At 50.6% G+C, this 23,546-nt stretch carries 12 protein-coding genes; 6 read left to right on the top strand and 6 right to left on the bottom strand.

Annotated elements, in window-relative coordinates; all coding sequences use genetic code 11:
- Positions 1-375: 375 nt before the first annotated feature.
- Entirely contained in the window at positions 376-1,080 is a 705-nt protein-coding gene (locus HA050_RS00460; protein WP_166820706.1) for a substrate-binding periplasmic protein, read from the bottom strand.
- A 433-nt stretch (positions 1,081-1,513) separates the two neighbouring features.
- On the opposite strand from HA050_RS00460, the gene HA050_RS00455 reads away from it, so the two are divergent.
- From HA050_RS00455 to HA050_RS00440, 4 genes are all read left to right on the top strand, one after another.
- Positions 1,514-2,518, top strand: a complete 1,005-nt coding sequence (locus HA050_RS00455; RefSeq protein WP_205836234.1) for an isopenicillin N synthase family dioxygenase — start codon at positions 1,514-1,516, stop codon at positions 2,516-2,518.
- 10 nt (positions 2,519-2,528) lie between these two features.
- A complete protein-coding gene (locus HA050_RS00450) occupies positions 2,529-3,905 on the top strand; it encodes a pyridoxal-phosphate dependent enzyme (RefSeq protein ID WP_166820700.1) in 1,377 nt (458 codons plus the stop codon).
- A 93-nt stretch (positions 3,906-3,998) separates the two neighbouring features.
- Positions 3,999-5,144 carry a trans-sulfuration enzyme family protein gene (locus HA050_RS00445; protein WP_166820698.1) on the top strand — a complete coding sequence of 382 codons (1,146 nt, stop codon included), beginning with the start codon at positions 3,999-4,001 and terminating at the stop codon, positions 5,142-5,144.
- 101 nt (positions 5,145-5,245) lie between these two features.
- On the top strand, positions 5,246-6,373 hold the full coding sequence (locus tag HA050_RS00440) for a MalY/PatB family protein (protein ID WP_166820695.1): 1,128 nt from the start codon (positions 5,246-5,248) through the stop codon (positions 6,371-6,373).
- A 184-nt stretch (positions 6,374-6,557) separates the two neighbouring features.
- Here HA050_RS00440 and HA050_RS00435 read toward each other — a convergent pair whose 3' ends face one another.
- The 5 genes from HA050_RS00435 to HA050_RS00415 form a co-directional block, all read right to left on the bottom strand.
- Positions 6,558-7,001 (bottom strand): MarR family winged helix-turn-helix transcriptional regulator, encoded by a 444-nt coding sequence (locus HA050_RS00435; RefSeq protein WP_166820693.1) that lies wholly within the window; start codon positions 6,999-7,001, stop codon positions 6,558-6,560.
- The gene (locus HA050_RS00430; RefSeq protein WP_240928936.1) at positions 7,001-8,542 is read right to left on the bottom strand and encodes an MFS transporter; all 1,542 of its coding nucleotides are present in this window, start codon (positions 8,540-8,542) and stop codon (positions 7,001-7,003) included. Before HA050_RS00430 ends, HA050_RS00435 begins: the two co-directional genes overlap by 1 nt.
- Positions 8,543-8,769: 227 nt before the next feature.
- Positions 8,770-10,011, bottom strand: a complete 1,242-nt coding sequence (gene sstT, locus HA050_RS00425) for a serine/threonine transporter SstT (RefSeq protein ID WP_166820687.1) — start codon at positions 10,009-10,011, stop codon at positions 8,770-8,772.
- Positions 10,012-10,384: 373 nt separating this feature from the next.
- Complete coding sequence (locus HA050_RS00420) at positions 10,385-12,229, bottom strand: methyl-accepting chemotaxis protein (RefSeq protein ID WP_240928935.1); 1,845 nt, start codon at positions 12,227-12,229, stop codon at positions 10,385-10,387.
- A 271-nt stretch (positions 12,230-12,500) separates the two neighbouring features.
- The gene (locus HA050_RS00415; protein WP_240928934.1) at positions 12,501-14,387 is read right to left on the bottom strand and encodes a methyl-accepting chemotaxis protein; all 1,887 of its coding nucleotides are present in this window, start codon (positions 14,385-14,387) and stop codon (positions 12,501-12,503) included.
- Between the two features lie 255 nt (positions 14,388-14,642).
- On the opposite strand from HA050_RS00415, the gene HA050_RS00410 reads away from it, so the two are divergent.
- Together HA050_RS00410 and HA050_RS00405 are read left to right on the top strand one after the other, a co-directional pair.
- Positions 14,643-15,278 (top strand): Vat family streptogramin A O-acetyltransferase, encoded by a 636-nt coding sequence (locus HA050_RS00410; protein ID WP_166820681.1) that lies wholly within the window; start codon positions 14,643-14,645, stop codon positions 15,276-15,278.
- A 517-nt stretch (positions 15,279-15,795) separates the two neighbouring features.
- On the top strand, positions 15,796-23,514 hold the full coding sequence (locus HA050_RS00405) for a DUF4347 domain-containing protein (protein ID WP_166820678.1): 7,719 nt from the start codon (positions 15,796-15,798) through the stop codon (positions 23,512-23,514).
- Positions 23,515-23,546: the final 32 nt, after the last annotated feature.

Raw genomic sequence — 23,546 nt, 5'->3', positions numbered from 1 at the left:
TTGATCTAATGTGTTGCTTTCAAATGCAATATTCGCATGATTGCGCAGAGCTGAACAGTTTTTTTGCTTGCTATTGTCATGGTAATTTTGCCTGTGATCTTTGCCTGCAGATTTTGGCTTGCTGGGGTAAAAGCTGGCTTGCCAGAAAATGATGGATATCACCTGTTTTAAGTAATCCAGGCTGTGCATTTGCAGACTTTACTGCATATTCATATTACTTTGGGAATGCAAATTATTTTGTATTCAGTAAGACTGGAATTGGATGTGCATCCTGGGCTGTTTATATTGGATATTGCTTGAGAATATTGAACTTTATTTGGCCATGAAACTGAATTAATGGCATTTTTCTAAAATGCGGATGATAGGGGCAGGGTATCAGCGATATTTATTTTCAATGGCTAGGTTGGTACCGTCTTTATCCATATCCTGCAATATTTTATTGTAATTGTCTATCTTTGCCTGGCTGGTTTTTAAATTACAGGCCAGATACATTTCTGTCTGGTTAAACAGCAATATAGGAATGATTTTATCACTCAGGTTTTTTCTTTTTAAAATAGACAGCCCCAGCAGCTCGCCACTGGCCCAGAAATCAAAACGGTTGCTGAGCAGTTTTTGCGGGTTATCTTCATCTGCTTTGGCAAGATCAGTTTTAAAGCCATTTTTTTCTAAATACTCTGCAATGGCATCTCCCCGGTAAGCCCCTATTGAATAAGCTTTTAATTCTTTCAGATTTTTAGGGCTGCGGGTATCGCCTGTTCTGGCAAAGATATACCAATTGTTTTTGACTAACGGGCCTACCCATTTAAATGAAGCCTCGCGCTCTGGTGTGCGCGTGGTTGAAAAAACACAGGTGTCTGTTTCTTTTTGTGCTAATTGAAATGCTCTTAGCCAAGGGTAGGGTGTGATAGTAAAAGCTTCTTTGCTGCGCCGCATGACTTCACTGACTTTTTCTGTGGAAATGCCGCTGACCTTTTGTGTTTTGGGATCGACAATATTAAAAGGCGGATAGTCTTCAGTAGTGAGTGTTAAGGCCAGTGCATGGCCTGTGATCAGGCTGAATAAAAAGAGAATAAATTTCATTTTTTTATCCAAATAAGACGGCACACCTGCTTGCTGATAAAAAGGTGTTTAAACATGTGAAAGCCTGGAGTAAAGAAGGCTGACAGGGGCTGGTGAGCATTCATCCGCGTTATTCATTGCCTTCTTTATTGAGTGATGATTTGTTTTAGACCTTTCATGAGCAAAGTACAACGCAAGCCATGGGATGCCATGGTCATGAATGTATGGCATGAAGCTCTACATTGAAGCACTATCAGATCAATTTTTTATAGCCAAATGATATAAAAAAAGGATAAGCTAGCTACATAGATCTATTTGTTCTAAAAAACTACGACAATCAGCTTTTTTCTGATGTTCTTTGAGAGGTTACTCATGTTTAAGCCTTGGCCATGTTCTTGTCGACGCTCTTTTAATCGCCAAAAAGGAATGTGATTAACGGGTGTGTGAGGTGTGTGTGAGTTTGCCAATACTGGATTTAGCATTATTTGACAGCGCTGATCGTGAAGCGTTTTTGCGTGATTTGCGCCTTGCAGCGCGTGATTACGGGTTTTTTTATCTGCGCGGCCATGGGCTCAGCCTGCAATACCAGCAGGATATGCTGCTGCTGGCTGAGCAATTTTTTGCCCTGAGTGGCGCAGAAAAAACAGCCGTGGCCATGGTTAATTCCCCTCATTTCAGGGGCTATACCCGCCTTGGCGGTGAGTTAACGGCGGGGCGTGCCGATCAGCGTGAGCAGTTTGACATTATGAATGAGGGCCTTGCTGCGCTGGATCCGCAGCCCGCATGGCGGCGCTTGCGCGGGCCCAATCAATGGCCGGCCAGCCTGCCCGCGCTGAAGCCGGGCCTGCTGCTTTGGCAGGATGCTTTAAGTGATATTTGCGAGCGTTTAATGCAGGCCTTTGCGCTGGCTTTGGGCCAGCCTGCTGATATTTTTGCACCACTTTACCGGGGAGAGCCATTTCAGCATCTGAAAATGATTCGCTACCCTGGCTCAAAGCAGGCAGAGCAGGGCGTGGGGGCACATAAAGATGCGGGCTTGCTTACGCTGGTGATGCAGGATACTCAATCCGGCCTGCAAGTCGCAACAGCCGGGGGCTGGCTGGATGCGCCGCCAGTTCCCGGCACTTTTGTGGTGAATATTGGCGAGCTGTTAGAGCTGTCGTCCAATGGCTATCTGAGGGCAACGGTGCACAGGGTGGTGTCGCCACCGGCAGGGGTGGAGCGTTTGTCTTATGCCTTTTTTATGGGGCCAAGGCTGGATGCCACGGTGCCGCAGCTGCAGCTTCCGGCCGCGCTTGCCCAGGAAGTACAGGGCGAGGCAAGCGATCCGGCCAATCCGCTCTTTAGCCATGTTGGTGAAAATGTTTTAAAAGGCCGTATGCGCTCGCATCCAGATGTGGCAGCACGGCATTATTCTGATACGTCATTTGCTTCTCAGCCTGTGGCTCCTGTTTATTAAGTGAGTATTTATGAGTTCTGCATCCATCTTATCCTTGATCGGTAATACCCCTGTGGTTGAAATTACCCAGCTTGATACGGGCTTGTGCCGTCTGTTTCTTAAGCTGGAAAACCAAAATCCAGGGGGCTCGATCAAAGATCGTATTGCGCTTTCGATGATAGAAGCGGCCGAGCAAAACGGGCAGCTCAAGCCCGGCGGCACGATTGTTGAAGCCACGGCAGGTAATACCGGCCTGGGGCTGGCTCTGGTGGCGGGGCGTAAGGGCTACCGCACCGTGCTGGTGGTACCCGATAAAATGAGCCGTGAAAAAGTGCTGAACCTGCAGGCGCTGGGTGCAGAAGTGATCCTGACCCGCTCTGATGTGGGCAAGGGCCACCCTGATTATTATCAGGATAAAGCCCGCCGCGTGGCGCAAGCGATTCCCGGTGCGTTTTATATTGATCAGTTCAGTAATCCCGCCAACCCTGCCGCGCATGAAACAACCACAGGGCCGGAAATCTGGCGTCAGCTAGAAGAAAAAGTAGATGCGGTCGTGGTGGGTGTGGGCTCCAGTGGCACTTTAACCGGGCTGTCGCGTTTTTTTGCCAAAGTTTCCCCGCAAACTGAGTTTGTGCTGGCCGATCCGGTTGGCTCGATTCTGGCCGATTATGTAGAAACCGGTGCATTTGGTACGGCAGGCAGCTGGCTGGTGGAAGGCATAGGTGAAGATTTTGTACCGCCACAATTTGAAGGCGGCTCAATCAAACGCAGCTACCGGATCAGCGATAAAGAAAGCTTTGAAACCGGCCGTGCTCTGCTGCAGGCTGAAGGCTTATTTGCAGGAGCATCTTCCGGCACCCTGCTGGCCGCAGCACTGCGCTATTGCCGCGAGCAAACCACGCCTAAACGTGTGGTGACTTTTATTGGTGACAGCGGCAATAAATACTTAAGCAAAATGTATAACGATCACTGGATGATCGATCAGGGCATGATCGAGCATACAAAAACGGGCAATCTGGCCGATCTGATCAGCCGCCCGCACGCCAGCGGTGCCACCTTGATTGCCGACCCGGACGAGCCGCTTTCCCAAGCATGGCAGCGTATGCGCAGCAACGATGTATCGCAAATGCCAGTGCTGGAAAACGGCGAAATTGTAGGTATTATCGACGAGTGGGATTTGTTATTGTCTGTACACGGCGAGCCCCAGCAATTTGCCATGCCGGTGCGCGCTGCCATGAGCAGCAATGTTAAAACCCTGGCCCCTGATACATCCTTGCGCGATTTATTGCAGGTCTTTAATGACGACAAAATCGCTGTGATTGCGGATAAGAAAATCTTTTACGGCCTGATTACCCAAAGTGATTTGCTGGCCTTCTGGCGCAAGAAATTTGTGAGTGAAGCAGCTTAAGCAGCACTGTGTACATGAAGCACCACGTGCGATGAGTGCCATGCGCAGTACACCTCTCTATGAACTTAAAAACTAACACCCCGGAGCCATCCCATGAGCACATTTGAAACGCTTGCCGTTACCAGCGGCCTGCATCGCGATCCACTGGGTGCGATTAATACCCCGATTTATGCTTCATCCACATTCCGCCAGCCATCCCCTGGCCAGCCGGGGCAGTATGAATATTCGCGCTCCGGCAATCCAAGCCGTGATGCTTTTGAAGTGGCCATTGCTGCTTTGGAAGGCGGCACGCGCGGCTATGCTTTTGCATCTGGCATGGCAGCCATTGCCACGGTATTGGAGCTGTTGCCTGTAAATAGCCATTTAGTGGCGGTGGATGATTTATACGGTGGCAGCGGGCGTTTATTTGAAAAAGTAAAACAGCGCACTTCAGGGCTGACGGTCACTTATGTGCCAACCGGCGACTTAGAAGCGCTGCAAGCGGCCATCAAGCCAGAAACCAAAATGATCTGGATTGAAACTCCGTCCAATCCACTGAACCGCCTGAGTGATTTAAGCGCCATCGTAGCGATTGCCAGGGCGCATAGTCTGCTTACCGTGGCTGACAATACTTTTGCGTCCCCCGCTTTGCAGCGCCCGCTGGAGCATGGTGTTGATATCGTGCTGCATTCGGCAACCAAATATTTAAATGGTCATTCTGACGTGATCGCCGGTGCGGTGGTGGTGGGTGAGAACAGCGGGCTGGCTGAGCAGCTGGGCTTTTTGCAAAACGCCACCGGCGCGGTGCTCGATCCGTTTCAAAGCTTTTTAGCGCTGCGGGGCATTCGTACGCTGGCGATTCGTATGGAGCGGCATAATCATAATGCCCTGCACATCGCTCAGTGGCTGGAGCAGCATCCGCGTGTTGAGCGCGTTTTATATCCATATCTTGAAAGCCATCCGCAATATGCGCTGGCCAAAGCGCAAATGGCTGGCGGCGGCGGGGTGGTGTCGTTTTATCTGAAAGGCGATGACGCTGATGTGCATCAGGTGCTGACGCAGACCAGGCTGTTTACTCTGGCAGAAAGCCTGGGTGGTGTAGAAAGCCTGATCAGCCAGCCTGTGCGGATGACGCATGCTTCGGTGCCGCCAGAGCGCCGCGCAAAATTGGGCATCAGCGATAATCTGATTCGCCTGTCGGTGGGGATTGAAGGCCTTGAAGATTTGCTGGCTGATTTAGAACAAGCACTGGCCGCGTAAGCTGATATTCCTGGCGGGCACGGTCTTATGAAGATCTGTGCCTACCATGCGCCATCTTAAACAGTTATCCTTTGCTTACTATTTAGTTAAAGGATTTTGTCATGGATTTCCAAACACCCATCGATCGCAGCGCAACATCCAGCCAGAAATGGAATAAATACGCAGGGCAAGACATCCTGCCGATGTGGGTGGCCGATATGGATTTCGCCAGCCCCGTTTCCATTATGGCGGCCTTGCAAGAGCGCGTGGCGCATGGCGTGTTTGGTTATACCGATGCACCGGACAGCCTGGTGGAGGCGGTGCAGGCTTACTCAGTGCAGCATTATGGCTGGCATATCGACGCCAGCTGGATTGTCTGGTTGCCGGGCCTGGTGCAGGGTTTAAATCTGGCTTGCCGCACGGTGGGCGAGGCGGGTGATGAAGTACTGACCGCCACGCCTATCTACCCGCCCTTTTTACGTGCACCGGGCCTGTCCGGCCGCAGCCTGCTGACCGTGCCCTTGCAGCAAAAAAATGATGCATGGGAATGGGATTTTGCCGCACTGGAAGCGGCGATCACGCCTAAAACCAAGCTATTGCTGCTGTGCCATCCGCATAATCCGGTGGGTCGGGCCTGGAATACGGCAGAACTGACCCGGCTGATTGCCATTGCCCGCCGTCACGATTTAATCATCTGCTCAGACGATATTCATTGTGATTTACTGCTGGCGGAAGGCCTGAAGCATCAGCCTCTGGCCGCGCTTGATCCCAGCTTTGCCGCACAAACCATTACCCTGCTTGCGCCATCCAAAACATGGAATATCGCTGGCCTTGGCTGCTCGCTGGCGGTTATTCCTGATCCGGCATTGCGTGCCCGCTTTCAAAAGCAAATGGCCGGTATCGTACCATCAGTGAATTTGCTGGCCTTTACTGCAGCCGAAGCCGCCTACCGCGATGATGGCATCTGGCATGCTGAGCTGATTGCCACTTTGCGGGCAAACCGGGATATTTTACTGGATTGGTTTACTGGCTCTGAGCGCTTAAAAATGACCCTGCCCGAGGCAACATATCTGGCGTGGATCGATGCCAGAGCGCTGGACCCGGTCAACCCCTTGCCGCATTTTGAAGCGCTGGGTGTGGGCCTGTCAGATGGCCGTGACTTTGGCCTTCCCGGCTTTGTACGACTCAACTTCGGCTGCCCGGCTGTGACGCTGAAAGCGGCTTTAAAGCGGATTGAATCGCTGCGTTAAGTGATATGCAGGCAAGGTTTTTCGCCTTGATCGGGGGCTGAGCTTTGAACCACAGAGGATGCAGACAGCACAGGGTTTCACGGAGAGAAGCGAGGCCAGATGGGTTTTCTCTGTATCCTCGCTTTATTCTGTGGTTTAAGGTGCAGCTCAGTGGAACAGCAGATCTTATTTTGAAACGTGTATTTTACACATCCTTTAACCCTGCCTTTTCACAGCCCCGCTCTAATTTATTCAGCATGCCCTGAAAAACCCGCAATTCTTCGTCGTTAAATTCTTCCAGTATCACCTTTAAAAATTCGCTGCGTTTGGGCAGGGCCTGGTTTACTTCGGCGCAGCCTTGCTGGGTGAGGGTGACGTTGCTGAGGCGGTTGTCCTGCGGATCGTTGCTGCGCTGGATTAAGCCTTCTTTTTCCATCGCTTTAAGCAAGCGGGTCAGTGAGCCGGGGTCCATTTTCAGTTGTTGAATCAGCGATTTTTGCGAGCATTGGGTTTCTTTATAAAGCTGATTCAAAATGCGCCAGCGGGTTAGCCCCTGGCCTACGGATAATTCAAATGCACCCAGCATGCTGCGATAGCTGCGGCCCAGTTGTTGTAATACTTTGAGTTGTTCGGCTTCGTGCGGCGTCATTATGCACCCCTTGGCTTGAACTGGATGACAGGCAGGCGGCGCAGGCACCAGAAGGCAAACAGTACGGCGGCAATGCCCAGCCACTGGCTGCTCTGAATGGCGTGGCTCAGTGTGGCGCGGGCTTGCTCAATCAGTTGCAAACCATCTTCGCCCAAGGCATTCATTTGCAAGATGGCGGCCTGCTGGCCTTCGGTGTTGACCAGGATTTGCGGATCATTTATCAGGCTGGCCACTGGCCTTGCAAACTGCTGATTAATATCGTGTCCATAGCGCCAGCTTAAGATTGAGCCAACCAGTGCGGTGCTGAGCATCCCGCCGATCATTCGCAGCGATTGCAGCAGCGCGGTGCTGATGCCCAGGTCTTTGCGCGGGCAGGTTTCCTGCACAAAAATAGTGAGGTTGGGCATGATAAAGCCCAGCCCCAGGCCGCCAGATACCATCAGGCTGATAATGAGAGGGTGCGAAGTGTGCGGGTTGATATTCATCATGCCCGTCACGCAAACCAGCAGCAGACCAAAGCCCAGATAGAGCATGGCTTCGGGCCGTGGCAGGTGGTGCACAATCCGCCCGTTTAGAATGCTGGCAAAAGTAATGCAAACCACCAGCGGCGTAATCAACATCCCGGCCTGGCTGGCCGACAAATGAAAACCACCTTGTAAAAGAAGCGGGGCATAAGACAAGATCGCAAACATGGTAAAGCCCATCAGGAGCGACAGCCTGAATAACGCAGCAAGGGCGGGGTCTCTGAAAAGGGCGAAGGGCAGCATGGCGTGCTCATTATTGGCTTCCTGTTTCCATGCCAAAAAGCCTGCGATCAGGCATGTGAGCAAGACGCTGATCACCGGCACGCTCAGCCCCTGCTCCGGCAGCCATTCTACGGACAACTGCAAGCTGCCTAAAAAAAGCGTAATCAGCAGCGCGCCCAGCCAGTCAAGGCGGATTTTTGTATCGTGCTTGGGCTTTAAGCGTGGCAGAAAGCGGCTTACAAAAATCACACTCAATAAGCCAACCGGGATATTTACAAAGAACACGGCACGCCAGCTGACATAGTGGGTGAGCAGCCCGCCAATACTTGGGCCAATGGCGTTGGCAATCCCGAAGGCGGCGCTCAGCATCACCTGCCATTGCAAGCGCACTTTGCTGTCGGGGAATAAATCGGGAATACACGCAAAAGCGGTGCCGACCAGCATCCCGCCGCCTATGCCCTGTAGTGCACGGGCTAACACCAGCAGCAGCATGTTATTGGCCATGCCGCACAGCACCGATGCCAGCGTGAACGTCACAATAGCAACTACCACAAAAGGCTTGCGCCCGTAGTAATCGCCTAAGCGGCCAAAAATAGGAATGGTAACCACTGATGCCAGCAAATAGGCGGTGGATACCCATGCATACAGCTCAAAGCCATGCAGCTCGGCCACGATCGTCGGCAGGGCGGTGGCTACAATGGTTTGATCAAGCGCTACCATCATAATCACAAAGCATATGCCCAGCATGGCCAGCAGGGACTGGCGGAAGGTACGTACGGTATTCTGTTTCAACATAGTAGACATATCAATGATTGACTGATCAACTAATTATCGCAGCATCTTTATTGCAAAGGAAAGGGTATTTTCCCCAGTGAGTGAAATGGGCAGGCCGGGCGGGATGTCCATCAGATACGGAGCAGGCCTGAAGTGCTGCACGAAGAGGGGCAGGTTTTTTATCCTGCCGTGGCGGAAAAAAAAGCGCAGCCCAGGCTGCGCTTTTTACTATATATGCCAGCAAGTATTCAGCGGCCGGCAAAGGCCAGCTGTGACTTGTGTTCTGCGGCCTGGCAGGCAGCAGCTGTAAAGAGTACGTCTGTGGATGAATTGAGCGCGGTTTCGGCAGAATCCTGCAGCACGCCAATAATAAAGCCGACAGCAACCACCTGCATGGCCAGATCATTAGAAATACCAAACAAGCTGCATGCCATAGGAATCAGCAGCAGCGAGCCACCGGCTACACCAGAAGCTCCGCAGGCACAGATGGCGGAAACCACACTTAAGAGCAGAGCAGTAGGCAAATCAACCTGGATGCCCAGAGTATGCACGGCAGCCAGGGTCAGCACTGAAATGGTAATTGCTGCACCGGCCATATTGATGGTTGCGCCCAGCGGAATCGACACCGAGTAATCCTCTTCTTTCAGCCCCAGCTTTTTACATAAGGCCATATTGACGGGGATATTTGCCGCAGAGCTGCGGGTAAAAAAGGCGGTTACGCCGCTTTCACGCAGGCAGGCAAAAACCAGCGGATAAGGATTGCGGCGCAGCTTCCAAAACACAATCGCCGGGTTCATGATCAGAGCAACAAACAGCATGCAGCCGATCAGCACCAGTAAAAGGTGGGCGTAGTTCAGTAAAGATTCGATACCGGTTTCGGCAATCGTTGAAGCAACCAGGCCAAAAATACCCAGCGGTGCAAAGCGAATGACCACACCTACAATCACCGATACGCCACCGGATAAATCGCTGACCACCGTTTTGGTCGTTTCATTGGCGTGGCGCATGGCTACACCAAGGGCAATGGCCCAGGCCAGAATGCCGATAAAGTTGGCATTCATCAGCGCTTTTACCGGGTTATCAACCACACTCAGTAAAAGGCTGCGCAGTACTTCCACAATGCCGCTGGGCGGGGTGATGTCGCTTGCGTGCTTGACCAGAATCAGCGTGGACGGGAACAAAAAACTGGCCGCTACAGCCACGACGGCCGCAGCAAATGTGCCAAATAAATACAGAACCAGAATGGGCCGCATATTCGATTTTTGGCTGGGTTTATGGTTAGCAATAGAAGCCGCTACCAAAACAAAAACCAGGATGGGGGCAACCGCTTTTAAGGCGCTGACAAATAAGCTGCCCAATAAACCTGCTGACTTGGCTGCCGCAGGAAAAAATAAAGCCAGTGCAATACCCGCGATCAGGCCAATCATAATCTGGCTGACCAGGCTGCTGCGGTTTAATAGCCTGAGTAGCGGATTTTGTGTCTGCTGCATCGTGTTTCCTTTACTGTTTTATTCTCGCTGCTCGTCAGGAATGGCAATTGAATTTCCTGAAACGGGCGTTGAGGGGAAATAAGGCCAATGCCCGAGAATAAAATGGAAAGGGTTTAAGCAGCTACTGGGGATTGCCTTAGCAATGCCCTTTTATCAGATGGTGTTATTACCATGGCAATTAATGACATTTACATAAAAATGACAATCTGAAAGTCAGATGGATAAAAAACGGATTATTTGAGTTGCTTTATAGCGAAACGTATATGTATTCATTCGTTTTATTTACAGGCATCAAGGCCTGCTTTATACAAGATTAAATTTGCAAACAAGACGATTGGGGGCGTACTGCGGATTGGGCAGTACGCCAGGCACTTTAAAGCTTGAAGCGATTAAAGGCGCTCTGCATTTCTTTGGCCAGCTCATCCAGTGTTTTTAAGGTGTGCATGGATGATTGCAGGGCTGCATCTGAATCCAGAATTTGCCCGTTAATGGATTCAGTACTCTGTGCCATTGCCGTAGTGGCGTTGTGCTGCTCGCCGGTGGAGAGCGCAATTTCGCTGATTCTTTCCATAACCTGTTGCATGGAATAACCAATTTGCTGCATTTGTTCGCTGGCGGTTTGTGTGAGTGCGCTGCTGGTGTCTACGGCTTTCACGGTTGTTTGCATATTGCCCACTGCACGGCCGGTTTCACCAAGGATATCGCTGATCATCTGGCTGATTTCCATGGTGGCTTTACCTGTACGCTCAGCAAGTTTGCGTACTTCATCAGCAACGACTGCAAAGCCGCGGCCTTCTTCGCCAGCACGGGCGGCTTCAATTGCTGCATTGAGAGCCAGCAGATTGGTTTGGTCGGCAATATCACGGATCACATTGGTGATTTTGCTGATGTCTTGTGAGCGATGCTCCAAAGAAGCCAGCAGGCTGGATAAATCGCCCACAGACTGGCGCGTATTCGCCATTTCTCTGCTGATTTTCAGCACATTCTCACTGCCATGCTGCGAGGCCAGCGCTGCCGCTTTTACTAAATCATCGGTCTCGCGGGCGGCATCGGCAATGTGCGAGATGCTGACGCTGACTTCTTCGATGGCGGCCGCGTTGGCGCTTGAGATATCGGCCAGGTTATGTGAATCACTGGCAAGCCTGAGCACTGAATTACTGACCTCACCCACGCCTCCTGTGAGCTCAATCGCCTCATGGCGCAGTGCAATAAACATCGTGTTTAAGCGTTCAATAAAGTGATTAAAAGCCTGGGCTGTTTCAGCAACTTCATCATGGCCCTTGCTTGGAATGCGCCGGGTTAAATCGGCTTCGCCCTGAGAGATATCCAGCATGGCATCGCGGATTTGCAATAAACCTGCCAGCAGCCGGCGTAAGTAGGCGGTGCAAAACAGAATCACCACCAGCAAAACAATGCAAAGTGCAGAAACAATAATCCAGACGAGTCGATGCAAAGGAGCATCGATTTCAGCTTTATCCAGTGCGACACCCAGCACCCAATCGCTGCCTGCTACCGGGGAGAGCTCAATCAGATAATCTTCACCATCTATGGCAAAAACGCTGGCGTGTTTGCCACCACTTAAGCGTGCAGAAAATTCGCTGTCTGTCAGCCCGGGGATTAAATCGCTGATGGGCTTGAGATCAAAACCTGTCTTGGGATAGGCAATAATCTTGCCATCTTTGGTTGTCAGGAAAACATGGCCTTTACCCGCTAATTTGGTGTCGAGGGTTGATTTAACCAGATCAGTAATCAGAATATCGCCGCCAATGACAATATTGGGGTCTTTGGCTTTTTGCGCAAAGGTAATGACCAGCTGGCCTTTGGTTGCCGGCTCAGAATCAGGATAGGGGCCAGAAATAATCACCCCATTGGCGGCCTTGGCTTCAATAAACCAGGGGCGGGCAGCAGGGTTATATTCTGCGCTGGGTTTGCTGCGGCCGGGCACAGAATACAGCATGTCTTTGCTGCTGCCATTGCCCTCATAAATAACGTTAAAGCCACCCGCTTCGGCAAGCTGCTGCAGGTAGTAGCTGATATTTTCTTCGCCGCTGTGACGCAAGGTGGCGGTGATAATGCGTTTATGTGATTCAAGCCAGCCGCTGATAAATGCGGTTTGCCCGGCGGCAACCGAATCAATTTCTCGTTCGGCTTCGGCATAGGTATGGCTGCGGATATTAAGGCAGGCAATCACTGTGATGCTGATTGTGGCGATCAGCATAGAGAGTGCAATTAAGAGCGTAATCTTACTTCTGATAGAGTGCATCATCTTTTTGAAAGGTAGTAGTAATATTCCGCATTATCCTTTATTTTAAGCGCCGATTTATTGGTATATCACAATATGCTTATATGATATTGCTGGTAATAATTACCATTAAATAAAGAAAAAAAGCGGTCATTCAAGATGATTGAATGACCGCTTTTTTTGTAAAAAGAAAGAACATAAGAAGGTTCTTTAAATTTAATCAGCAGATGAATGCAAGCAGATTTGTTTACATTTTAAAGCGATTAAATGCTGCCTGCATTTTCTTTGCCAGATCGTCCAGCATTTTCAGGGTTTGCATTGAAGATTGCAGTGCCGCATCTGAATCCAGAATCTGGCCATTAATCGATTCAGTGCTTTGTGCCATGGCCGTGGTTGCGTTCTGCTGCTCACCCGTGGACAGCGCAATTTCGCTGATCCGGTCAGTAACCTGCTGCATAGACTGGCCGATCAGGGTCATTTGCTCGCTGGCTGTTTGCGTGAGTGCGCTGCTTAAATCAACTGCTTTCACGGTGGTTTGCATATTGCTCACAGCAAGACCTGTTTCGCTGAGGATATCGCCAATCATCTGGCTGATTTCCATCGTGGCCTTACCGGTACGTTCTGCCAGCTTGCGAACTTCATCGGCAACTACGGCAAAGCCGCGGCCTTGTTCACCTGCACGTGCCGCTTCAATTGCGGCATTCAGTGCCAGCAGATTGGTTTGATCGGCGATCTCACGAATCACATTGGTGATCTTGGTGATATCTTGCGAGCGATGCTCTAAAGAGGTCAGCAGCGTTGATAAATCACCAACTGACTGGCGGGTATTGGCCATTTCATCGCTGATTTTCAAGACATTCTGGCTGCCATGGCGCGATGCTTTTGCTGCTTCTTTAACCAGATCATCGGTTTCACGCGCAGCTTCAGCGATATGCGAGATGCTGACGCTGACTTCTTCGATGGCGGCTGCATTTGAGCTGGAAATATCTGCAAGGTTGTGCGAATCATTGGCCAGCTTCAGTACCGAGCCGCTGACTTCACTCACGCCACCTGTCAGCTCGATGGCTTCGCTGCGTAATTCTTTAAACAGAATATTCAAGCGATCAATAAAGCGGTTAAAGGCCTGAGCGGTTTCTGCAACCTCATCATTGCCTTCGCTTGGAATACGGCGGGTCAGATCGGCTTCACCCTGGGAAATATCCAGCATGGCGTCGCGAATTCGTAATAAACCTGCCAGTAAGCTGCGCAAATAGGCGGTACAAAACAGAATAACGGCAATCAGCACGGCAACAACCGCCGCAATAATAATCATGATCAGATGATTGAGCGGTGCGTCGATTTCGGCTTTATCCAGCGCCACACCCAATACCCAGTCGCTGCCGGCAATGGGGGCAAGCTCAAGTAAGTAGTCGTTGCCATCAAAGCTTATCTGGTTTGCACTGCCTTTGCTGAGCAGGGCAGAAACAGCGCTGTTATCTAAGCCGGGGATTAATTCTGTGATCGGTTTTAGTTCAAAGCCCGGCTTAGGGTAGGCAATGATTTTGCCTTCTTTGGTCATTAAAAAGACATGACCTTTACCAGCCAGTTTGATGGCGAGTGTGGATTTAACCAGATCACCAATCATAATGTCGCCGCCAATGACCTTTTCATGGCCGCCTACTTTCTGGGCCAGGGTCAGAACCAGTTCTTTAATGGCCGGATCGGCATCGCGGTAAGGCTCGGATACGATCACATCATTGCTGGATTTCGCCTGGATATACCATGGGCGTGCTGCAGGATCATATTCAGGGCTGGGTTTGCTTTGGCCTGGTACCGAGTACATCATGGTTTTTGCGCTGCCATCGCCTTCAAACATCAGGCTGTAGCCACCCGCTTCGGCTAATTGCTGTAAATAAAGGCTGATGTTTTCTTCGCCGCTATGGCGCAGGGCGGCTTTTACGATGTGTTTGCGCGAATCAAGCCAGTTGCTGATAAATGCAGTTTGGGCCGCTGCGACTGAGTCAATTTCCCGTTCCGCTTCGGCGTAGGTGTGGCTGCGGATATTTAAGCAGGTGATGATTGTAATGCTGATTGTGGCAAACAGCATGGATAACGCGATTAATAGCGTAATTTTACTTCTGATGGACTGCATCATGTACCTGAAAGTAAAGAGAATTAATCCGAATTATCCTCTTTTTTTATGTTATTAGGATACGCTAATAATCCAAAAAGCCTGCATAGGTATTATTTACAGTTTCGCTGCAGATGCAGCAAGCTTTCCGGCCATTTTTTTCATGGTCAAAACACCGGAATGCTCCGGCATTTTTGATTGTCAGGGCAGATAAGCTTGAGTTTGATGTGGATAGCCCTCATTCTGATCTAGTATTTAAAAACTGCCCAAGGAGTAGTTATGAACGGCCCCAGCCCGGAAAATAAGCACCCGATGGATGGGTTTCCCCAGGTTTGCTATATCAAAAATACCATCAGTAATCCCAATATTATTGTCGGCGATTACAGCTATTACGATGACCCGGCAGATTCGGAAAACTTTGAACGTAATGTGCTCTATCACTATCCCTTTATTGGCGACAAACTGATTATTGGTAAATTTTGTGCCATTGCCCGTGGTGTGAAATTTATTATGAATGGCGCCAATCACAAGCTCTCCGGTATCTCTTCTTATCCCTTTCAAATCTTTGGCAATGGCTGGGAAAAATCTGCGCCGCCTCTTTCTGATTTTCCTTATAAAGGCGATACCCTGGTTGGGAACGATGTATGGATAGGCTATGACGCTTTAATTATGCCGGGAGTAAAAATAGGCAATGGTGCCGTGATTTCATCCCGCTCTGTGGTGACTCGCGATGTGCCTGCCTACACGGTGGTGGGCGGTAATCCTGCCAGGCTCATTAAGCATCGCTTTACCCTGGACCAGGTGGCAAGGCTGGAAGAAATTGCATGGTGGAATTGGCCTGTAGAAGTTATCAGCCAGCATCTGCCGGAAATTATGGCGGGGGATATTGGCGCATTGGGTGCAGTGGATTTTTAAACGTGCAGTGCTTCGGGCTGAATCCCTGTTTTAAAGATTCCGGGTTTTTGTATTAAGGCAAAAGAGCAAAAGCGTTCTTTTCAGGCAAAGGCCCTGCCTGCAAGAACGCTTGATGATGCCTGAGCTGTTTTGTTTGCAACGTTAAATAAAACCTTTCTTATGCCCTTTGTCATACAAAAAGCCGGTAAGTTTTTTTTGGGTTTGTGTCAGTAATTTCTGAATTAAATCAAGTCAGTTCGTAATTTAAATACAACAGAGAAGTACGCTTTTGCTGCTGTTTGTCCGCAAAAATGGTGTTTATCATTTACGCTAGGTGCATTTTTTTGGCGTGCTCTGTATATTTATCATTTCTATTGTTGTAATTATATAAAACGCTGTGAGATTGCTAACACTTATTTTTTTGTAAGCTATATTCAAGTTTGCTTTCTGCCTCGCTTGGTATATAAGGGAGTATTAATATTTTCCCTGTATATCTTAAGACAGGGGGAATGCACTTATCTTAACGCTCTGCAACAGCATGCAGCGCTGCACCAACGAGCCGGGTGGCTGGATGGCTCGCTATTTTCAGAGGCCATTTGCAATGCAAAATAATGAATCAGCACGTGATCCTTTTGCCGATGAAGAACATTCTTCACAGCGGCTTGCTTCTTTATTTGCCCCCCGGCTTATTACCCCGCCGCCGCTCAATTCTGAAGTTGTAAGTCATCGCACTGCCGCCAGCCAAATTGTTTTTATTGAAGATAATGTGGCGGATATCGCGCAAATTATTCAGGCGATCAGCGCGGATAAGGAAGTTCATATTCTGGATTCAAGCCGGGATGGGCTGAGCCAGATGAGCGATGTACTGGCGGGCAGAAGTGGTGTGGATGCGCTGCATCTTATTTCTCATGGCTCTGAAGCAGCGCTGAGTTTAGGCTCGCTGACACTTGATGCTCAGAATCTGAATGAGCATGCATTTGAATTGCAAACCATTGCTTTATCACTGCGCCAAGGGGCAGACATTCTGCTTTATGGCTGCAATGTGGCGAAAGGAGAAGATGGCGCTGGCTTTATCCGGCAGCTGGCCAGCTATACCAAAGCCGACATTGCGGCATCAGATGATTTAAGTGGTGCTGCCGCTTTGGGCGGAAATTGGGTATTAGAAAAAACCACAGGCAATATTGAAGCAGCGCTCGCTATTTCTAAATTAACGGCATATTCCGCTACCCTGGCCGTACCGGCCAATCAGAATTTTGAAACGTTTTCAAATACAGGTAATTCTACGACCAGCCGCTCTGTTGGCGGGATTACTTATTCCAGTAATGGCAGTGCTGCTGTTGATATTATTGATGATGTAAATGGCTTTTACAGCGAGACATTTACGGGCTTTACCGGCCATGCCATTCTGAATGATTACAATGGATCTGCTAATTCGGCCATTTCATATTTTCAATTTTCCTCTGATAGCGTCAGTGATAAATTTAAACTCCTCTCACTGGTTGCAAATGCAAACGATAATATTGGCGGCTTTAATAGCAATTTTTCGGTAACAGGCTATAGCGGGGGCAGTGGGGGCACCCAGGTGGTGCAAGTCACGGGCCTGAATATGGGGCTTTCAGCTACTTACGGCAGTGGCAATGCAGCAATTGTTTATAGCAAGTTATCCAGTACGTATAACGCGGGCTCGCTGACCTTTGGCTCGGCCTGGGACAATATAGATACGGTTGTTTTTAGCCGCACTGGCGGCACAGATGGGGTGGGTCTGGCATTGGACAGCCTGGTGTTTACAACGCCAACGGCTACTGCTGTCATCACCAGTGCCACTTATGATGCCAGTACCGGTGTGCTTTCTGTAACCGGCAGTGGTATGAATACGAGCGATACCATAGATGCCACTAAGCTTTCACTTACAGGGCAGGGCGGGGCAAGTTATACCCTGACCAGCGCCAATACTAATCCCGCCAGTACCACCACTTTTTCAATTACCCTGAATGCCACTGACAAAATTGCAGTGAATGGCTTGCTGAACAAGGCAGGGACATCTTCAGTGGGTGGCACGACATTTAATCTGGCTGCGGCTGCCAATTGGGATGCCACTACAAACGCTACGGCAGATGTAAGCGCTAACGGGGTGACTGTCAGCAATGTGAGCCCGCCAGCCATCAGCTCCGCTACTTATAACGCGGCGACGCATGTGCTGACGGTAACGGGCACTAATCTGGTCGGCACAATCGGCACGCCAAATGATATTACGGTTTCCAAGCTTACCCTGAGGGGCGAAGGGGGCAGCACTTACACGCTGACGAGTGCCGATGTGGAAGTCGGCAGTGCAACTTCGTTTGCTGTGACGCTCAATGCCACAGACCGTGCCCAGATTGAAATGCTGTTTAATAAGGCGGGCACCAGCTCCAGTGGCGGCACAACGTATAACCTGGCTGCCGCCGATGACTGGAACAGTGTAATCAATAACAGCGATACCTCGGTAGCGACTGCAGGGGTCACGGTTTCCAATGTGGCCGTTCCCACCATGACTTCGGCTACCTATAACGCGGCAACAGGCGTGCTGGTGGTCACGGGCACGGGCCTGTTGTCTGCCAGCGGTGCAGCTAACGATATTGTGGCTAATAAGCTGACCGTGAGCGGGGAAGGAGGAGCAACGTATACGCTGACAGACAGCGCTAATGTGGATATCAGCTCGCAAACTTCATTTACGCTCACACTTTCCGCTACCGATAAAGCCGCAATTAATCTGCTGCTGAATAAAAATGGCACAAGCGCTACAGGGGGCAGCACCTTTAATCTGGCCGGGGCAGAAGACTGGGCTGCAGGCGCAGATGCGGCGGTAGTGGTGGCTGATCTGACGGGGAACGGTATTACGGTCAGTAATGTGGCGGTGCCAGCCATTACTTCCGCCTCCTATAACGCAGCAACGGGCGTTTTAACAGTGAGCGGTACAGGTTTTTTAAGCCTGAGTGGCGCGGGCAACGATATTGTGGCCAATAAGCTGAGCATTGGCGGGGAAGGCGCAAGCTATACCCTGACCGATACGGCCAGCGCAGACATCAGCTCCGGCACTTCATTTACCCTGACGCTCTCTGCAACGGATCAGGCCGCGGTCAATCAGTTGCTGAATAAAAATGGCAGCAGCTCTACCGGTGGCACCACCTTTAACCTTGCCGCCGCCGAAGACTGGGCCGCTGGCGCTGATGCCGCTGTTGTTGTGGCTGATTTAAGCGGTAATGGCATCACGGTCAGCAATGTGGCTGCACCTGTGATTAGTTCTTCCACTTACAACGCGGCAACGGGCGTATTAGTGGTGACCGGTACGGGCTTTTTAAAACTGAGCGGTGCCAGTAATGAAATCATTGCCAATAAGCTCAGTTTTAGCGGGGAGGGCGGCAGCTACACGCTGACTGACACCGCCAATGTGGATATCACCTCTGACACCAGCTTCAGCCTTACCCTGAGCGCTGCCGATCTGGCGCAAGTGAATCAGCTGCTGACTAAAAATGGCAGCAGCTCTGTCTCTGGCACAACATACAACCTTGCGGCAGCAGAAGACTGGCAGGCCGGGGCGGATGCGGCTGTTGTGATTGCTGATTTAACAGGCAATGGGATAACAGTCAGCAACGTGGCCGTCCCAACCATTACCTCTGCTGCATATGATGTGAGCACGGGCGTGCTGGTGGTGACGGGCACCGGCTTGCTTAAATTAAGCGGGGCTAATAATGATATTGTGGCCAATAAGCTGACCTTTACTGGTGAAGCGGGCCAGACTTACACCCTGACCGATAGCAGCAATGCAGAAATCACATCGGCAACCTCGTTTACCATCACCTTGAGCAGCACTGATCGCGCTGCGCTTGATCTGATTATCAATAAAAACGGCACAAGCTCTGTAGACGCCAGCACTTACAACCTGGCTGCCGCCGAAGACTGGGCGGCCGGTGCAGATGCTGCGGTCGTCGTGGCTGATTTAAGCGGCAACGGTATAACCGCCAGCAATGCGGGCGTGCCGGTGATTAGCAGCGCCACCTATAACGCAGCGACCCATGTGCTGACGGTGACGGGCAGCCATTTTCAGGCCCAGGCAGGGGCGGCGAATGATATTGCGGTTTCTTTACTGACTCTGACAGGCGAAGGGGGAAGCTATACCCTGACCTCAGCGGATGTTGAAATCAGCAGCGCCACTGGTTTTTCTGTGACCTTAAATGCGGCAGATCAAATCAATATTGAAGGGCTGCTGAATAAAAACGGCAGCAGCTCAGGCAACGCCACAACTTATAACCTGGCTGCAGCAGATAACTGGCTGGCCAGTGTTGCGCTGAGTGCAGATCTGACTGGCAATGGCATTACCGTAAGCAACACCACTTTGCCACAGATCAGCTCGGCCACTTACAACGCAGCCACCGGTGCTTTAGTGGTAACAGGGAGCAATCTGATTAAAAAAGTGGGGGCAGGCAATGATGTCACCGCGAATAAACTGACTATCACGGGTGAAGGCGGAGCCACTTACACGCTGACGGACAGTGCCGATGTGGAAATTACCTCTGCCACAGAATTTACGCTGACCTTAAGCAATACCGATAAGGCCGCTGTTAATCTGATCATCAATAAAAATGGCAGCAGCTCAAGCAGTGCAACAAGCTACAACCTTGCTGCCGCAGAAGACTGGATTGCCGGCGCAGACAGCGCTGCTGTGGTGGCGGATCTGACTGCTAATGGGATAAGTGCCAGTAATGTGGCGGTACCGGTCATTACATCGTCTGCCTATAACGCGGCAACAGGCACGCTGGTGGTGACGGGGACAGGTTTTTTGTCTTTTAGTGGTGCAAATAACGATATTGTTGCCAATAAATTGACCTTGAGTGGTGAGGGCGGGCAAACCTATACCCTGGTTGATACGGCCAATGTGGAGATCACATCGGGCACCAGCTTTACTCTGGTTTTAAGTGCGGCCGATAAAGCGGCGATGAATTTAATCTTTAATAAGGCAGGCACAAGCTCAACAGGAACAGCCACCTACAATCTTGCTGCAGCAGAAGATTGGGCTGCCGGGGCTGATGCTGCCGTTGTTGTCGCAGATTTGAGCGGCAATGGCATCACGGTCAGCAATGTGGCCGTGCCACAGATTAATTCATCGGCATATAACAGCAGCACAGGCGTGTTGCAGGTGAGCGGCAGTGGCTTTTTGTCTTTAAGTGGTGGTGCTAACGATATTGTGGCCAATAAGCTGAGCTTTACCGGGCAGGGCGGTGCCAGCTATACCCTGACGGACAGCGCAAATGTGGAGATCACATCGGGCACGGCATTTACCCTGACACTGAGCGCCACAGACAAAGCCGCTGTGTTGCTCTTACTTAATCAGGATGGAACAACAGCAACGGATGCCACCACCTACAATCTGGCTGCCGCTGAAGACTGGGCTGCAGGTGCGGATGCTGCCGTGGTGGTGGCAGATCTCACCGGCAATGGCATTACGGTGGCCAGCGGCCCGGTGATCAGCAGCGCCAGTTATGATGCGGCCACCCATATTCTGAGTGTGACCGGCAGTAATTTTCAGGCCAAGACAGGCGCAGCTAATGATATTGCGGTGTCGCTGCTGAGTATTGCAGGGGAAGGAGGGAGCTATACGCTGACCTCGGCCGATGTGGAGATCACAAACAGCACGTCTTTCTCGATTAACTTAAATGCCACTGACAGCATTAATCTGGATGGCCTGCTGAATAAAAACGGCACAAGCTCCGGAAATGCCACAACGTATAACCTGGCCGCAGCAAATAACTGGCTGGCGAATGTGGCCTTAAATGCAGATTTGACGGGTAACGGGATTACGGTCAGTAATACAGCCACGCCGCAAATTACCTCTGCAACATACGATGCCAGCAGCGGTGTTTTAGTGGTAACGGGCACAGGCTTACTTAAAAAAATAGGTGCAGCTAATGATATTGTCGCTAATAAATTCACCCTTAAAGGTGAGGGGGCCGGGACATACACGCTGACAGATACTGCCAATGTGGAGATTAGTTCGGCCAGCGCATTTACTCTTACCCTGAGCGCAACTGACAAAACGGCTATTAATCTGTTGCTGAATAAAAGCGGCACACTATCTACGGGGGGGACCAGCTATAACCTTGCCGCCGCTGAAGACTGGATTGCCGGCGCAGACAGTGCGGCTGTCGTCGCTGATTTAACCGGCAATGCCATCACAGCGACATTGCCAACACCAACACCAACGCCAACGCCAACGCCAACGCCAACACCAACACCAACGCCAACACCAACACCAACACCAACACCAACACCAACACCGGTGCCAAGTACTGTCGATGGCGTTGTAGTGAGCACCACCACCACTCATGATGCTAATACCGGTCTGAATAATCAGAGTGTTTCTGTTCCTGTCATTACGGCAGGCAGGGTAGAGGACAACAGCACCTCGCATGGCCAGCTGGCCGATATTCCGCTGGGCATCAATCAGGGAGCCACCAGCTCTAATCTTGTGGTGAGCTTGCCCAATGGCACGGGTCTGCAGGCTGATGGCCCTAATACGCTGCTGAGCAATAATCAGGCTTTGATTGATTTAATTATGCGCATCGAAAGCAAAACGGTGTCTGGCTCACAAGTGCAAACAGGGATGACGGGGTTTGGTACTCAATTTTTAAATAATTTACTGCCTGATACGCTGTTACAAACCAAGACGCTGACGCTCAGCATCGCACCTGACCAGACGCTCAATCAGGCGATTTTGGTTTCAGGTACACCGGCTGCGGGCAATGGCGGCTCCTTGCCCGCATCGCCTGCTTCCTCCCTTGCTATTGTGATTGATGCAAGGGCATTGCCGTCAGGTACAACAATTCAGCTTGATGATGTTGATTTTGCCAGTATCGTAGGCAGTGCCATTGTGCGTGGTGGTAATGGTAAAAACTACGTGATTGGCGATGATGCATCACAAACACTCTTTTTAGGGGCTGATGACGATACGCTGCTTGGCGGAGCGGGTGACGATATCGTAGGAAGTGCCGGAGGAAATGATTATCTGGATGGCGGAGCCGATAATGACCGCCTGTTTGGCGGCACGGGCAACGATTCCGTGCTGGGTGGCAGTGGCAATGACTCAGTGCAGGGCGGTCGAAGTGACTTAGGGCAATGGAATTTTTATTTGAATAACCAGGGCCAGGTGACAGGCCGCCATATCACCCAACTGGTGGATGCCACACAGACTGAAACCATCACGGCTACAGAGCTTAATCAGACAGTGGCAGATTTAGGCTTTGCCTCAGGCAGCCAGACGCAGTTGCAATCCCTGGCACTGCTTTATCATGCCGCATTTAACCGCAGCCCTGATTTGGCAGGCTTAAGTTATTGGGTTAAAACAGGCAAAACCACAGACCAGATCGCGCTTGATTTTTGCTATTCAAATGAATGGAATAATGGCGCGGGCAAGCTTTCAAATTTAGATTTTATGCGCCAGCTTTATCAGACAACCCAAGGCAGCGTTGATCAGAATGGCAGCGGCACGTGGGCCGCCAGGCTGGATTCGGGTGCTGTAACACGTGTTGAGTTATTAAAACAGTTTGCCGGCAGCAGTGAGCATCAGGCACTGTGGCTGACCGCTTTCGGCCTGTCGCTGGGAGGGCAGAATATCAGCACAGAGCAAGGCTGGATTGCAGGCAGCGGAGATGATCGCCTGACTGGAGGCACTGGCAATGACACCCTTGTCGGGGGCGACGGCACCGACACCGTGGTTTACTCCGGCAAGCTGGCTGATTACAAATTTATTCTCAGCAATAAAGGCGAAGTACAGATTGCAGAAAATAAAGCCAATGGGGATATTGATTTAATCCGGCAAATTGAAAAGGGAGAATTCAGCGATGGTACGGTCGATTTAAGCTTCACCCAGGCCGGCCAGGCTACTTTGCAGCAAATTGCTTTAATGTACCAAATGGTGCTGGGAAGAAATGCAGAACTTAATGGCTTCAGCTATTGGACAAACAACTATCAGGAAAACAAAGCACTGGCAGATGGCTTTTTATTCTCGGCAGAATTTCAGCAACAACATGGCAGCCTGAATAACGCTGATTTTGTTAACCTGCTTTATCAGAACGCATTGCATCATGCTGCGGATGCTACGAGCCAGCAAAACTGGCAAGGCTATCTGGCCAGCCATACACGCGCAGAAATGATTGTTGCAATGAGCATCACCCCGGAAATCATCGCCGCTCAATACAATACCGAAGGCTTGTGGATGGTGTGATGATCTGGTGCTTTTAAAAGTAAACTTCTGAG

The sequence above is a fragment of the Iodobacter violaceini genome (assembly GCF_011601265.1).
Lineage (GTDB): Bacteria > Pseudomonadota > Gammaproteobacteria > Burkholderiales > Chitinibacteraceae > Iodobacter > Iodobacter violaceini.
The sequence above is the reverse complement of the archived record's forward strand: the minus strand, read 5'-3'. Positions and strand labels throughout refer to the sequence as shown.